Below are 14,012 nucleotides of genomic sequence, written 5' to 3' on the forward strand. Positions count from 1 at the left end.
TGCCCCGACTCACTTGCGCCGCCACAAGAAACGCATGCCTGCCCAGCCAACCCTCGACGATGCCCGCGCGCTGCTGAAGCGCGTCTATGGCTATGACGCCTTCCGGGGGTTGCAGGAGGCGGTCATCTCGGATGCGCTGGCAGGCAAGGATGGCCTTGCCGTGTTGCCGACCGGCGGTGGCAAGTCGCTTTGCTATCAGATCCCGGCGCTGCTGCGGGAGGGGGTCGGCATTGTCGTCTCGCCGCTGATCGCGCTTATGGCGGATCAGGTCGACGCGCTGAAACAGGTTGGCGTGCGCGCCGAACGGCTCGACTCCTCGATGGATTTCAATGCCCGCGCCGAGGCGCTGGAGGCGGCCGCGCGCGGCGAAATGGATCTGCTTTATGTCTCGCCAGAGGGCATGGGTACGGGGCTGGCCCAGCGCCTTGCCCAAATGAACATTTCGCTGATCGCTGTGGACGAGGCGCACTGTGTCAGCCAGTGGGGCCATGATTTCCGCCCGGACTATCGCGCGCTGGGCCGGCTGAAGGATTTGTTCCCTGGCGTGCCGCGCCTGGCCGTGACGGCAACGGCAGACACCCGTACACGCGAAGACATTCTTGAGCAGCTCGACCTGACGAAGCCCGTCGTTCATGTCGCGAGCTTTGATCGGCCAAACCTTGCGCTTGCCGCAGAGCCGAAGGAAGGCAACCGCGCCCAGCGCGTCGTCTCTCTCGTCAAGGCGCGACCGGGCCTCTCCGGCATTGTCTACGCCGCCACCCGCAACGCGACCGAAGACCTTGCCGAGGCGCTGGAGCGGGCCGGGATTTCCTCGCTCGCCTATCATGCGGGCCTTGATGCGGACGTGCGGGCCGAGCGCCAGCGGCGTTTCCTGCTTGAAGACGGGCTCGTCATGTGCGCGACCGTCGCGTTCGGCATGGGCGTCGACAAGCCGGATGTGCGCTTTGTCATCCATGCCGACCCGCCCAAGACGATGGAAGCCTATTGGCAGGAAGTTGGCCGCGCGGGCCGGGATGGCGAGCCTGCCGAGGGCGTGGCCCTCTATGGCCCAGCAGACATGCGCCGCTCGCTCAGCTGGACTTATGAGAGCGATGCGCCCGAAGCGGTCAAGCGCGTGCAGATCACCAAGACACGGCAGCTGTTTGCCTTTTTCGATGGGGATGATTGCCGCCGCGCGGCTGTGCGCCGCTATTTCGGGGAAGAGGGGGTGGAGGCCTGCGGGGCCTGCGATATCTGCCGGGGCGAGAGCGGCGATCCCTATGATGCGACGCGCTGGGCGCAGATGGCGGTCTCAGCTGTCCTGCGCTGCGGCCAGAAGATCGGCCGGGGGCGCCTGATCAATCATTTGCTGGGGCAGGCGAAGGATAGTTTCGACGAAGAGCTGTCCACCCAGTCCACCTATGGCATCGGCAAGAACATGCCCAAACAGGGGTGGAGCCGTGTGTTCGATGCGCTGCTCTATGATGGCGTTCTGGCCGAAGGCGGCGAGATGAACCGCCCGGCCATGATCGTGCCGGACGCCGAAGTCGCCCGTGCGCTGTTCCGGGGGGAGCGCACGCTGATGCTGCGCGCCGACCCGGCCGCTACGCGCAAGCGCTCGAAAGGCAAGAGCCGCGTCGCGGCGCAGGCGCTGGCTGACATGTCAGAGCGTGATCAGGCCCTGTTCGACAATCTGCGCATCTGGCGCACGGAAACGGCGAAGACGCGCGGCGTACCGCCTTACGTTATTTTCCATGACCGCACCCTCGCCGAAATCGCCCGCGAACGTCCCAATGGCGCAGATGAGCTGCGCCTGATCAGCGGTGTCGGCGAGAAAAAGGCCCAGCGCTACGCCGAAGACGTGTCGCGGATTATCAGCGAAGCGGCCTAGATCGTGTCGGCTGAAGCCAGCTTAATGCCGCCGAGGCGGCGTACCATTGCGTAGAGGAACAGGGAGACACCAGCAATCTCGCAAGTTTCTTCGATGAGCACAAAAACGTCGCCGACAAGCGTCGGTTCTCCCGCGCGTGCCAGACCATTTGCATCGTAATAGACTGACGCGACCTGCTCCAGGCCAACCGCGCCGCACACAAAGATAAAGCCGGACAGGGCGAACAGGAGCTGGCTGGACCGGTCCAGATTCAAATACCACCTGATCATGAACAGACCGATGATGCCCATGACAATGAGATAGGGGATTTCAAATCCCGTATAAGGCATGAAGCCTTCGGGCAGGATTGCGCGCATGGAATTGGTTATGCGCTCATGGATGCGGATGTTTTCATCGAAGCTGAGCAGGACGAACACCAGGCCAACGGTGAGCCAGGGTAGTTTGCTCCGACGATCGCCCGGTGTCACGGCTGCGGTGAAGAAAGCCATCATCGCCGTCGAAAACAGAAGCAAGGAAGACATGAAAGACGGAACATTCATTTCTCCGTCCATATGGAACGTGCCGACAAAGCCGAAGGCGTGCTCGCGTCCAAGTCCATATTTCAGGATGAGTGCCGCAATATGCGCAGACACCAGAAACAGCGTGATTGCGATCAGAGCCTTGGCAACCGAGCGCTCTGAAATCGTCGCCTCGGTAGCCGTCGGACGGCCGATTTGTTGTGTAGTGATGCTCGAAACCATGTTGAGCGCCTCGTCCCCCAAGTAAACAAAATCCTAATATTGGTAGTTATTTAAAGGTTTCGTGACGGTCAAGCTAAGGGTGACGAGATTTCAATTTTTCCGACGCGCTGCAAAAGATTCGGAAAAATTCACGAGGCGTCCTCGGCAAAAGGCTTTCAGCGCCTTGACCCGGCGGGCAGCGCGCCTCACCTATAGAGCCAACAAGATTTCCCGCTTTCGGAGTTCTCATGAACCTTTTGCACCGCCTCGATGACGAGACAGACGAAAAGACCCAGACCGAGCCGAATGCCTTCCTTGAGGAAGCGCTGTTCAAGGCCCGTACGATCCTGCTGACCGGCGGCATCGATTTCCACGCCGCGCGCCGGGTCAGCCAGCGCCTTCTGGCCCTGTCCTCGGAAAGCAAGGAGCCAATCCTGCTGGTCCTGTCCTCTCCGGGCGGCCATGTCGAAAGCGGCGACATGATCCACGACATGATCAAATTCGTCGAAGCTCCGGTGAAAATCCTCGGCACAGGCTGGGTCGCCTCTGCCGGCGCGCTGATCTACTCGGCGGCCAAGAAGGAAAACCGCTACTGCCTGCCGAATACACGCTTCCTGCTTCATGAACCGCGGGGCGGTGTTGGCGGTCAGGCCACGGATGTTGAAATCCAGGCCCGCGAGATCATCAAGATGCGCGAACGCCTCAACAAGATCTTCGCGGCGGCGACTGGCAAGTCGCTGGAGCAGATCAAGGAAGACACAGATCGTGACTTCTGGATGAGCGCACAGGAAGCGGTCGATTACGGGCTGGTTGGGCAGATCGTGAATCACCGCAGCGACATCAAGTAAGCGTTCATCACGCTGACATTTAAAGACTTCTAACGCCCGGTCCTGTTCAGGTCCGGGCGTTTATCTTTCGTTAGGCATGTGTTTGCCGCGCGTAAAGGTTTATGGCGCAAGGTGGCTTCTTAACCTGTTTAAGGACCCCGCCGCCTCTATGCCGGTACGAGTAGAAGACATCGCGGTCGCTGTGCGGCCCATTCCGACCGCTGCCACAATATCCGGGTTAGTCACCCGGTTCCTGGCCAATCCGGACCTGTTTGCTGTGCCGATCGTCAGTGATGGTGCGGCGTTGGGCATGGTCACGCGCCGGGCCGTTCTGGAGGCGCTGGCCACCGTCAGTCTCAGGGAGGCCAACAGCTCGTCTCCGGTTACCAGCATCATGGTCGAGCAACCGGTCATGAGTGAAGCAGGCACGCCGGTTGGCCTTGTTGCCAAGATCGCTTCGGAAATGTCGAACACAGCGCTGACCGATGGTGTGATCGTATTGGCCGAAGGCAAATATTTCGGCCTCATCAGCCCCGCATCACTTCTGTCTGCCATCGCCAAGGAAAACACGGCCCGGGCGAGGGCGCTTCAGGTTGCACACAAGCGCCTTCAGCAGAAACAGGGCGAAGCAGGGACCTTTGAGCAGGAAAAGGCGCAGTTCCTGTCCTTTGTCGGGCACGAGATCCGCACACCGCTCACCGGCATTCTCGGAGTTGCCGACCTGTTGCAGGACAGCGTGAATGGATCTGAGCCGAAGCGATTGGCGCGCACCATTTCCGAAAGCGGGCATCACCTTGACCGGTTGCTCAGCGATCTTCTGGATTTGTCGCGCCTTGAAGCCGGGAAGCTGTCGATCAACAGCGCGCCGTTCGAGCTTGGCGCCTTTGCCAATGAAGCCCGCGACCTGTGGCACTCCCGCATTGCCGGGAAGCGTTTGGACCTGCGCATTCGTGTTGTCGGGGAGCCGAACATCCGCCTTGAGGGCGACGCGATGCGCCTGCGTCAGATTCTGTTCAATCTGATGAGCAACGCGCTGAAATTCACCGAGCGTGGCTATATCGGCGTTGAATTGTCGACCTTTGAAGCCGCCGGAAGCCTGAAGCTTCGCATGACGGTGGAAGACACAGGCTGCGGTATCTCCGATGCTGACAAGGCGCGCCTGTTCGAAGCCTTTGAACAGGCCAGGCCCTCGACCGCTTCAACGCATGGCGGATCCGGGCTCGGCCTGTCGATCGCGAAGGGCCTTGCCCGCCGCATGGAAGGGGAGATCCTCCTCGCAGACAATCCGGACGGTGGCTCGGTGTTTACCGTCACTATACCCGTGAAACGGGCAGGACCACGCCTTGCCGTGACAGGTGCGCCGCCAAAGCCCCGGATGCGGGCGTTCGAGCTGGGCCGCATCCTGCTGGCCGAAGACCATGCGGTCAGCGCCCTTGTTGTCACGCGTGCGCTCTCCGCTGCGGGGTGGCAGGTAGACTCGGTGCAAACCGCAGAAGATGCCATCGCCAAGGCAACCGAGAATACGTATCAGGCCATCCTGACAGACATTCACCTGCCGGGCGCGACAGGCGACGACGTGCTGGCGGCACTTCGCGACAGCAAGGGGCCAAACGCCTTGGCTCCGATCATTGCGGTGACAGCTGATGTCAGTCCCGAGCGGCGACTCGCCTGCCAGCGCGCCGGGTTCACGACCATCATTGAAAAGCCGATCCGGCCCCGCGCGCTTGTGGCGACGCTGGTCGACATCCTGCTCGCGGACAAGGCGGCAGCCGCTGAGGCAACTGAATTGCAACGGGCCTGAGCGGAGACATGCCATTGCCGGACGACAAGCCAGGCCTGCTGATCGCAGTCGGGCGCGGCCTGCGGTTTCGGTGTCCGCGCTGCGGGAAGGGGCGTCTCTTTCGCGCCTATCTGAAACAGGTGGAGACTTGCGATGAATGTGGCGAGCCACTGGGACATGTCCGGGCGGATGACGGGCCTGCCTGGCTCACCGTGCTCTCGCTCGGGCCTTTCCTTGTGGCCATCACCTTCTTCGTCTCATTTGGCCATCTTCCCCTCTGGACCAGCCTTCCCATCGCAATCATCGCGGTAACCGGCGCGGTGCTGATCCTGTTGCCCCGTATGAAGGGGGCGTTTATCGCCGCGCTCTGGCTTTCCGGCTTTGGAAGCCGCGAGAACGACGAAGCCTGAAAGTCTACACAATTCGGCATTCAGGGTTGAAATTGCGCGAAGATTTCGCTCTCACTTGAGGCAAGACAATTTCAAGTGGGGAGACACGCATGGGAAAATGGTTTGGTCGCATAGCGCTCATCGTCGGATTCATCTCGGCTGTTATTGGTATCGTCGTTTATGTGAACGACGAGGTTCGTGCCCGCCTGTTTCCAGATCTTGCGCCCGCCACGCGCGCAGACGTTCAGGAGCAGATGCGTCTTAGCGAAGAACGTATCGTCTCTGTGGTGCAGGCGTCCGTCAGCGCGGCGCTGACAAATGCGCAGGCTCAGGGAACCGATTTCTCCGGGGACGAAAGAAACAATTACGAAGCCGCGCTGACCTCGTTGCTGGCATCTGAAGACCCCACTTTCAACGACGCCAAATTCCTCGCCCTGTCTGGCCAGACAGAGGCGGCGGCTGATGAACTTGTAACGATGGCGGAGCTGACCTCTGGCGATGCAGACCCTATTCCCGAGCGAGATCGTGCCAGCCTTCTGCGCAGCGCGGGCGACATTCTCGTTCCCTCCGATCCAGAGAAGGCGCTCGCTACCTACCGCAAGGCGCAGGAGCTGGACCCGGACAACCAGATCCTCGCCACGCGCATTCAGCAATTGTCGGCTCAGACGGCCGCCGCCAATCAGGTGGCCGCTATCCCGAATGCGCAGTTTGAGTTTGATGGTCTGCTGTTCGAGTTTGAAGGGTGTGAGAATTCAGAAAAGCTGAACTGCGTCCTGTCGGTGACGAACACGACGCCCGACGAGAAACACCTGTTCACGCGCAGCGTCTGGGCCGTTGATGAGCATAGCCGCTGGATGAGGGATGCGCGGCGCAATGTGCGGGCATCCAGCCATTACACCTGGAATGTGCCGTCACTCGAGGCGTCTCAGATCGACTTCACCTTCGGGCGTACAGCAAACATTCTCCAGTATCTGACCTTTGACCTGCATGTGGACAATGTGTCCTACAAGAAGACGTTCCGGGACGTGGCGGTGCGGGGTGGCCGGGATGTTCAGGTGCGCCAGATGCGTCCGATTGATCCGTCCTATCCGGACCGGGCGTTTTCTGTATCAGGCGTGCAGTTTCATTTCCTGGGATGTAGCAATCCGGACGCACCTGTCTGCCGGTTTGACCTGCTCAATACGGGGTCAGAAATGGCGGTTATCAACGTCCGTTCGGACGTGGCTTATGATCACAGCAGCCGGGCGATCGAGTCGTTTCTCCCTGAGCTTGACATCAGTGGAGACAATCGCGGAGAGGTTCCGCCCGGCATCACGACAGGCTGGACCGTTAATTTCCGCAAACCGTCCTCCTTCTTCCAGGAGTATCGGGCCTCATTCGAGGTAAATGGCAACCGCATTACACGGTCCTATCGGGATCTGCCGCTCGGCGATGGTCCCATGCCGGAGATCAAAACGCTGGATGCGGCCGCTGTATTTGGGCCTGATGGCTATTTCGAAGCAGGAGGAGTCGAGTTCGCGTTCATGGGGTGCACTGACACGCTGAAGCCAGTGTGCCGTACCGATGTTCGGAACACGACAGACGCCTATGTCAAAGTCTCTGCCGGGCGGGCCGAAGGCACGCATGATGGGCGGCAGGAGGTTCGGTCTGCGAATGCGGTGGTTCTTATGAACAACGACTTCAGCGGTGAAATTCCGCCCGGTCTGACAACGACCATAGAGCATCGATTCTCGCCTGAAGTGGGCACATTTGACACGCTGGATATCCGGTATTCCGCTGGCGATCAGCGCGAGAGCCGCAGCTTCAGCGCGGTGCCTGTGCAGTAAGGGCGCAAACGACCTGCATCGCGTGCAGGTCAGATGGTTGCAGAGGCGCGAAACCGCGTGTAATAGGCGCGCTTCGCAACATGCGATCGGTTCGGTAGCTCAGCTGGTTAGAGCGCACGACTCATAATCGTGAGGTCGGGAGTTCAAGTCTCCCCCGAACCACCATTTGCGGATTGCTGACCATTTTTCCGTTTATAGACTAGGGTTTGGGCTCCGCGCGAATATGCGGCTCGGTGCAGCAGCTCATCATAGTGCGGGAATATCGCCGCCACCGCGTACAGATCGCGGCGGCGACAGGTTTTGCAGCTTGGTCCCATTGAGACCGCTATTCAGAGCATCTACTCCGCAGCAACGGCTTCGGCGTGGGCTTCCTGTTCCGACAGGAAGCGTTCGGCCTCCAGCGCGGCCATACAGCCCATGCCGGCTGCGGTGACGGCCTGGCGATAGGTCTCGTCGGTCACGTCACCTGCGGCGAAGACGCCGGGAATTTCGGTGGCGGTCGAATCCGGCGCGGTGATGAGATAGCCATTGTCCTTCATGGCCAGCTTGCCCTTGAACAGTTCCGTGGACGGGGCGTGGCCGATGGCGATGAACACACCATGCACCGGAATGTCGGTCGTTTCGCCGGTGTCGACATTCTTCAGGCGCGCGCCCGTCACGCCAGCCGGGTCACCTTCGCCGAGCACTTCATCCAGAACCGTGTTCCAGACCACTTCGACTTTCGGGTTCTTGAACAGGCGGTCTTGCAAGATCTTCTCGGCGCGGAAGCCGTCGCGGCGGTGTACGACCGTGACCTTGGAGGCAAAGTTCGTGAGGAACAGCGCTTCTTCCACAGCTGTGTTGCCGCCGCCGACGACGAGGACTTCCTTGCCGCGATAGAAGAAGCCGTCACAGGTGGCGCAGGCGGAGACGCCGAAGCCCTTGTATTTTTCCTCTGACGGGATGCCCAGCCATTTGGCCTGCGCGCCCGTGGAGATGACGACGGAATCGGCGGTGTAGGTGGTGCCGCTTTCGCCCACAGCCTTGAAGGGGCGGGAGGTGAAATCGACCTCAGCGATGTGATCGTTGATGACGCTCGCGCCCATGGCTTCGGCGTGTTCCTGCATCTTCACCATCAGTTCCGGGCCCTGAATCTCCGTGAAGCCGGGATAGTTCTCAACCTCTGTCGTGATGGTCAATTGGCCGCCGGGCTGCATGCCGGTCACCACGGTGACATCGCGCATCGCCCGCGCGCCATAGACAGCGGCGGTCCAGCCAGCCGGGCCGGAGCCGATGATCAGGATTTCGGTGTGTTTCGTGTCAGCCATTTCGGAAGGCTCCGCCATCTGTTCTTGTTGTTCGGCCCGCCATATAGGGAGCGTTGACCGAGCCTTAAAGCGCTGCGGGCTTCATATCAATGTGAACACTGCCCGGCAGGGGCCAAGGCCGTGTCATTGCCCGCGCAGACGACTTCTACCGTGGCGTGGGAGACCTGAAACCGGTCAGCCAGCCTGTCTTTCACCGCGCGGCGCAGCAGGTCCGGATCGGCGCCGTCTGCGGCGGTCACTTCCAGCGTGATCAGGGGCTTTTGCTCGGTCAGCGCCCAGGCGTGAAGATGATCGACCGAGACGACCCCTTCGAGGCTGGCGAGGTCTGCGCGGATCTCTGCCGGGTCCAGCCCGGCGGGGGTGCCTTCCAGCAGGATATGACCGGATTTACGGGCAATGCGCACACCCGCAAACAGAACCAGCAGGGCCACGAGGACTGACAGGATCGGGTCTGCAGCCATCCAGCCCGTGGTCATGATGATCACCGCTGCGCCGATGGCGGCGACCGAACCGAGCAAATCCCCGGCCACATGCCAGAGCGCGCCCTGCAGGTTCAGGTCTTCCTTGCTGCCGCCATGCAGGATGGCGAAGGCGATGATGTTGACGATCAGGCCGCCAACCGCGACGGCCATCAGCACATTACCCATCACTTCGACCGGTTCCAGCAGGCGGTGAATGGCTTCCCACACGATCCAGAGCGAGAGCAGGACCAGCAGGATGCCATTGGTGAAGGCGGCCAGGATCTTCATGCGGGCAAAGCCATAGGAGCGCTGCGGATCTGCCGGGCGGTCTGCCAGCTTGTAGCCGACCCAGGCGAGCGCGAGGGAGCCTGCATCGGTCAGCATGTGCGCCGCATCAGCCAGCAGGGCCAGCGAGCCGGAAATGACGCCGCCCACGATTTCCGCGATCATGAAGGCCGCTGTCAGCAGGCCGGCAATGGCAACACGCCGGCGGGAATCGGCGCTGCTCATATCGGCGTGATGGTCATGATCGTGATGGTCATGACCGTGGCCATGTCCATGATTGTGACCATGATCGTGCGCGTGGGAATGGGCGTGTTCACTCATGCCATCTGTGTGGCGGCTCTTGGGGGAGGGGTCAATCAGCCTGTGATAGCGTTGCGATCGTGACGCTATAGCATCGGCAACAGGCCGGGCCCTATTCCGGCAGGTCGCTGGCGGGCAGGCGCGCTTCCCGGCGGGTGCGGAACCGGCCCTCGAAGGCAACGATCAGGCAGGCCGTGATGATCACGACCGCGCCGACCCAGAGCTGCCAACTGGGCATCTCGTTGAAGAAGACAAGCCCTAGCAGGGCCGACCAGACCAGCGAGGTATATTCCAGCGGGGCCAGCCGCTGCGCCGGGGCGCGGCCATAGGCCAGCGTCGCCAGGTACCAGACCCCATACCCCAGCAGGCCCAGCAGCGCGAAGATCGGCAGGTCATTCCAGTCGGGCGCGCCGAACACGCCAAACGTGACCGGCAGCATGGCCAGCGCGGGGACGATATTGGTGAACAGCGCAATCGTGGTGGCATCCTCGATCAGGGCCCGCATCCGCAACAGGACGAGCACGAACGCATAGCCGATTGTGGAGCTGAACAGCGAGATCAGGCCAAGTGTCTGGTTGCCCGCATCCTCGCCTGCGCCGGACTGGCCGGAGAGGGCGAAGGCAACGCCCGCAAAGCCGAGCAGGGTGGCGCCCGCGGCAACAGGGCTGATCTTCTCGCCCAGCAGGAGGCGCGCGACCGGCGCAACCAGCAGCGCCGCCGTAAAGCCCAGCGTGGTGGCCACGGCCAGTGGCAGCTGGGTCAGCGCGTAGAAGAAGGTGAAGGCGCAGAACAGCTGCAGCAAGCCGCGCAAGGTGTGGAAGCGGATGGCCGCCCAGCCGGGGGCGGGCTTGCGCTGGGCCAGGAAGACCGCAAGGGCGATGAGCGCGCCGAACAGGAAGCGCCAGGCTACCAGATGCTGCAGCCCCGCATCGGGCGCGACGCCCTTCACCAGCGCGTCCACGCCGGTGCCGACCAGAATGGCAAAGGCGGAGATCAGCATGGGGGCGGAGAGAAGGCGGGCAATCATGAGCGCCGGACCGTAGACGAGTCCCCTCCGCGCGGGAATCGATTTCTTGGCGCGGCATATGTGTGCCGCCGGGGCAGGTGTGGTAGGAGGGGGGAAAGCGGTTGCCACCTGCACGAGCGACTGCGCCGAGGGAGGACAAGATGACCGCACCACGCCTGCGCCAATTGGTGATTGCCGCCGAAACGCTGGAGGCCGCTGACCAGCTGGGAGAGCTGCTGGAACTGGGCGCGCCTTTCGTGGACCCCGGCGTGAAGGAGTTCGGCCTGGAGAACCGGGTCTACGCCCTTGGCGACCAGTTCCTGGAAGTGGTCGTGCCGATGGCGGACAGTGCGCCCGCGCGCCGCTTCATCGACCGGGTGGGCGAGGGCGGATACATGGCGATCTTCCAGACCGATGATCTGAACGCCCTGCGCGCCCGCGTGGACGGGATGGGCATTCGCCGCGTCTGGAACATTGACCTGCCGGACATTTCCGCCAGCCATCTGCACCCGGCCGATATTGGCGGCGCGATCGTCTCTGTGGACGAAGCGCGCCCGGCGGGCAGCTGGCGCTGGGGCGGCCCGGCCTGGCGCGACAACACCGTGCCCGGACGGCTGGTCAGCGCCGCGATGGAGGCACCAGACCCCGACGGCCTCGCCGCGCGCTGGGCGCTGGCGCTGGGCCTGACCGTGGACGAGCGGGTGTTGTATCTCGAAGACGCGGCCATCGTGTTCCGTGAGGGGCCGGTGGAAAAGCTCGCCGCCTTCGGCCTCTACCGGCCGGATGCCGACGCCATCCTGTCGCGCGCCGAAGCGATGGGCCTGGATGTGGACGGGCGGGAAATCCGCTTTGCCGGTGTGGGGCTGAGCCTGTTGGAGTAGGGGGCGTGCGGGTTTTTCAGGAGTATGTAGGCGGGACTTATGCCCGCGCCCGTGCTTCGACTTCGCTCAGCATGAGCGCTCATGACGTGCAGCACAGAGCAAACTCATCCTGAGCGAAGTCGAAGGATGAAGCAGGTGAAGACAGGTTTTCGGACAAGCGCGTCCGTCCGGCTCAGACGAGGCTGGCCGGCGGAAGACGTGTGAAAGACGACCCAAACTCAAGACGTATCCGGACATTCCCGGACCGCCACATCATGCAGCTCTATCAGCGCGGCTTCTTCGGCCCGGGTCACCGGCAGGCGGGAAAAGGCGGGTGGCAGGGTGCGGGTGAGGATCGGGGTGGCCTGTCCCATGAGGCGGCGCATCGCTTCGACATAGCGGGGTAGATTGTCCATCGCATGTTCCAGTGCCAGGAAGCGGCGCACCTGCCGCGCGGCGGGCAGGATGTCCTCCGGCAGCGCCGGATAGTCCGACAGGTCGACTTGCGTCTCCTCATCCAGCAGGCGGATGCGCGGGCCCGTTCGGAAACGTTTGGGTGGCGGTGTGCGCTGTGCCGTGCCGGGCTCAGCCTCTGTCAGCCGGAAATGTACCGCCGGGAACAGGCGGGGTGTGGCGACCGGGCCCGTGGCGCGCTTTGGCGCTGGCGTGCCATGCGCCGTGGACGGATATGTCTGTAGCGCGCCCAGCTCAGCGGCGAGCAGCACGATCAGGCGTCGCATCAGGGGGTCGGCATAGGCCAGGAACCGCGTCAGGCCCTGCAGCTCCCGCCGCGCCAGAAAGGGCAGGCAGGGCAACAGGCCAAGGCCAAGCCGTCGGCGCATGTCGCCGACCATCCAGTCCAGCCGGTCAAGGCTGAACCGGGCCGCATGGATCAAGAAGTCGCCTGCACGGATCATGAGGCCCAGTCTGAAGGCCGCGCTTCTCAGACGGATTGGGGGTGGGTTTGGGCCGCTTCATCCTTCGACTTCGCTCAGGATGAGTCCGTGCTTATTGAGCGCTCATGCTGAGCGAAGTCGAAGCACGGGCGCGGGCAGTCTGATGCCAATCCCCATGACTGGAAGTGAGCCTCACGCCTTGCGGAGTTCGGAGTGGGATTTGAGGACGCGGTCGCCGTCTTCCTGTTTGATGAGGTAGGCGGGGTCGTCTTTTGTCGCCTTGCGTTTCACCTCATTGCCCTTGATCGTGCGGGTGACCGTGTCTGTGAAGCGCTCGTCCACCTTGCCCGTGGCGGTGCCATTGCCCCAGTCCCATTCCACTTTTGTGCCGATATCGTAGCCGTCGGTCGCCATCAGTCGCCTTTCTTCTCCGGAATGTCGTCATGCTTGGTGGAGGCCAGGTCTTCGAGCTCGGACTCGCTCATCGAGTCGTACATCTCCTTTGACGCGCCTTGCAGGTCGCTGACCTTTGTCTCGCCGCGCTTGGCGGACAGCGCCGCGCCGGCGGCCTTCTGCTGGGCTTCGGACTGGGCAGGCATGGAGGGCTCCTTCGCGCATGGGTCTTGCGGAAGGAACGGAGGAGGGAGGGATGGGTTCCCGGCTCGCCCCCGCCGTATCTCCGGGCTTGACCCGGAGCCCCGTGCGGCTGGCTTTCTGGAGTTGCCGCGGGAGGCCCCGGATCAAGTCCGGGGAAGCGGCGTGTGGGCGCTTGGGTGTCAGACATCCTTTTCAACGGAGGTTGACAGATTGCACCACCTATGTAGATTTACCACTTAGCTATGTAGAAGGTCAATAATGGCAATGGAGCAGCATACCATTCGCGTTACGGGGCAGACGCTAAAGGTCTTGTCATTTTTGCTGGAGAAGCACCCTGAGCCGGTATCGGGCGCTGACATTATCAATTCTAAGCGCATCCTATCTGGGACCCTGTATCCGTTGTTAGATAGGTTGGCGACTTATGGCCTATTGAGTAGCCGCTGGGAGGATGTGGATCCCTCGGTGGTGAAGCGCCCCCGGAAAAGGCTTTACAAGATGACGGCTGACGGAGTGCATCGAGCGAGCCAAATTTTGCAGGAGCACGGGATCGCGATTAAATCCAGCCCGTCGCGCCACAATGCTCCGGTGGAGGATGGCTAATGATTATCGCTGCGGTTATATCGCTTTTATGCTCATTTGCGGTCGCTTTAGTACTAGAGCGTGCGTTGTGGATATCGGAAACTGCTATCGAGTTCGCTACAAGTAATTTGCCGTACCATGTTAAGGACGAACGTCGTGAGCAGTGGATTTCGGATATTCAAGAAATTGAGGGTTCGGCATGGCAGATTGTGACCGCCCTTGGCATTGTATGGACGTGCCGTATAGAGATATGTGAACGGTTTCTGCCGGTTAAACTGCCCAAAAAATACTATGTGTGCTGTATTCCTTC

General features: G+C 61.8%; 14 protein-coding genes and 1 tRNA gene. 8 read left to right on the forward strand and 7 right to left on the reverse strand.

Annotated features, from left to right (window positions below; genetic code table 11):
- The first annotated feature begins 34 nt into the window (after positions 1-34).
- Positions 35-1,870 carry a DNA helicase RecQ gene (gene recQ / locus HF931_RS07870; protein WP_273242924.1) on the forward strand — a complete coding sequence of 612 codons (1,836 nt, stop codon included), beginning with the start codon at positions 35-37 and terminating at the stop codon, positions 1,868-1,870.
- Here recQ and HF931_RS07875 read toward each other — a convergent pair.
- Positions 1,867-2,610, reverse strand: coding sequence for a hypothetical protein (locus tag HF931_RS07875; protein ID WP_273242925.1), 744 nt, complete (start codon positions 2,608-2,610; stop codon positions 1,867-1,869). The genes recQ and HF931_RS07875 overlap by 4 nt on opposite strands.
- Before the next feature lie 227 nt (positions 2,611-2,837).
- On the opposite strand from HF931_RS07875, the gene HF931_RS07880 reads away from it, so the two are divergent.
- From HF931_RS07880 to HF931_RS07900, 5 genes are all read left to right on the forward strand, one after another.
- Positions 2,838-3,437, forward strand: coding sequence for an ATP-dependent Clp protease proteolytic subunit (locus tag HF931_RS07880; protein WP_035546792.1), 600 nt, complete (start codon positions 2,838-2,840; stop codon positions 3,435-3,437).
- 148 nt (positions 3,438-3,585) lie between these two features.
- Complete coding sequence (locus HF931_RS07885) at positions 3,586-5,217, forward strand: ATP-binding protein (protein ID WP_273242927.1); 1,632 nt, start codon at positions 3,586-3,588, stop codon at positions 5,215-5,217.
- 8 nt (positions 5,218-5,225) lie between these two features.
- Positions 5,226-5,606 carry a DUF983 domain-containing protein gene (locus tag HF931_RS07890; protein ID WP_035546782.1) on the forward strand — a complete coding sequence of 127 codons (381 nt, stop codon included), beginning with the start codon at positions 5,226-5,228 and terminating at the stop codon, positions 5,604-5,606.
- 89 nt (positions 5,607-5,695) lie between these two features.
- Positions 5,696-7,411, forward strand: a complete 1,716-nt coding sequence (locus HF931_RS07895) for a hypothetical protein (RefSeq protein ID WP_273242929.1) — start codon at positions 5,696-5,698, stop codon at positions 7,409-7,411.
- A gap of 88 nt (positions 7,412-7,499) precedes the next feature.
- Positions 7,500-7,576: transfer RNA gene (locus tag HF931_RS07900), tRNA-Met, on the forward strand.
- Positions 7,577-7,749: 173 nt separating this feature from the next.
- Here the strand turns inward: HF931_RS07900 and trxB are convergent.
- The 3 genes from trxB to HF931_RS07915 all read right to left on the reverse strand — a co-directional run bounded on the left by trxB (position 7,750) and on the right by HF931_RS07915 (position 10,791).
- Complete coding sequence (trxB, locus tag HF931_RS07905; protein WP_273242931.1) at positions 7,750-8,718, reverse strand: thioredoxin-disulfide reductase; 969 nt, start codon at positions 8,716-8,718, stop codon at positions 7,750-7,752.
- A gap of 86 nt (positions 8,719-8,804) precedes the next feature.
- A complete protein-coding gene (locus HF931_RS07910; RefSeq protein ID WP_273242933.1) occupies positions 8,805-9,785 on the reverse strand; it encodes a cation diffusion facilitator family transporter in 981 nt (326 codons plus the stop codon).
- A 91-nt stretch (positions 9,786-9,876) separates the two neighbouring features.
- The gene (locus HF931_RS07915) at positions 9,877-10,791 is read right to left on the reverse strand and encodes a DMT family transporter (RefSeq protein ID WP_035546773.1); all 915 of its coding nucleotides are present in this window, start codon (positions 10,789-10,791) and stop codon (positions 9,877-9,879) included.
- A gap of 140 nt (positions 10,792-10,931) precedes the next feature.
- Here HF931_RS07915 and HF931_RS07920 point away from each other — a divergent pair, with 140 nt between their 5' ends.
- Complete coding sequence (locus tag HF931_RS07920) at positions 10,932-11,651, forward strand: VOC family protein (protein ID WP_273242935.1); 720 nt, start codon at positions 10,932-10,934, stop codon at positions 11,649-11,651.
- A gap of 218 nt (positions 11,652-11,869) precedes the next feature.
- Here the strand turns inward: HF931_RS07920 and HF931_RS07925 are convergent, their stop codons facing one another.
- The 3 genes from HF931_RS07925 to HF931_RS07935 all read right to left on the reverse strand — a co-directional run bounded on the left by HF931_RS07925 (position 11,870) and on the right by HF931_RS07935 (position 13,125).
- A complete protein-coding gene (locus HF931_RS07925) occupies positions 11,870-12,547 on the reverse strand; it encodes a hypothetical protein (protein WP_273242937.1) in 678 nt (225 codons plus the stop codon).
- Between the two features lie 171 nt (positions 12,548-12,718).
- The gene (locus tag HF931_RS07930) at positions 12,719-12,940 is read right to left on the reverse strand and encodes a hypervirulence associated TUDOR domain-containing protein (RefSeq protein ID WP_273242940.1); all 222 of its coding nucleotides are present in this window, start codon (positions 12,938-12,940) and stop codon (positions 12,719-12,721) included.
- A complete protein-coding gene (locus tag HF931_RS07935) occupies positions 12,940-13,125 on the reverse strand; it encodes a DUF3008 family protein (RefSeq protein WP_035546763.1) in 186 nt (61 codons plus the stop codon). The genes HF931_RS07930 and HF931_RS07935 overlap by 1 nt, the downstream gene beginning before the upstream one ends.
- A 256-nt stretch (positions 13,126-13,381) precedes the next feature.
- Between HF931_RS07935 and HF931_RS07940 the strand changes: the two genes are divergently transcribed.
- Positions 13,382-13,723 (forward strand): PadR family transcriptional regulator, encoded by a 342-nt coding sequence (locus HF931_RS07940; protein WP_273242942.1) that lies wholly within the window; start codon positions 13,382-13,384, stop codon positions 13,721-13,723.
- Positions 13,724-14,012: the final 289 nt, after the last annotated feature.

The organism is Hyphomonas atlantica corrig. (assembly GCF_017795365.1).
GTDB lineage: Bacteria > Pseudomonadota > Alphaproteobacteria > Caulobacterales > Hyphomonadaceae > Hyphomonas > Hyphomonas atlantica.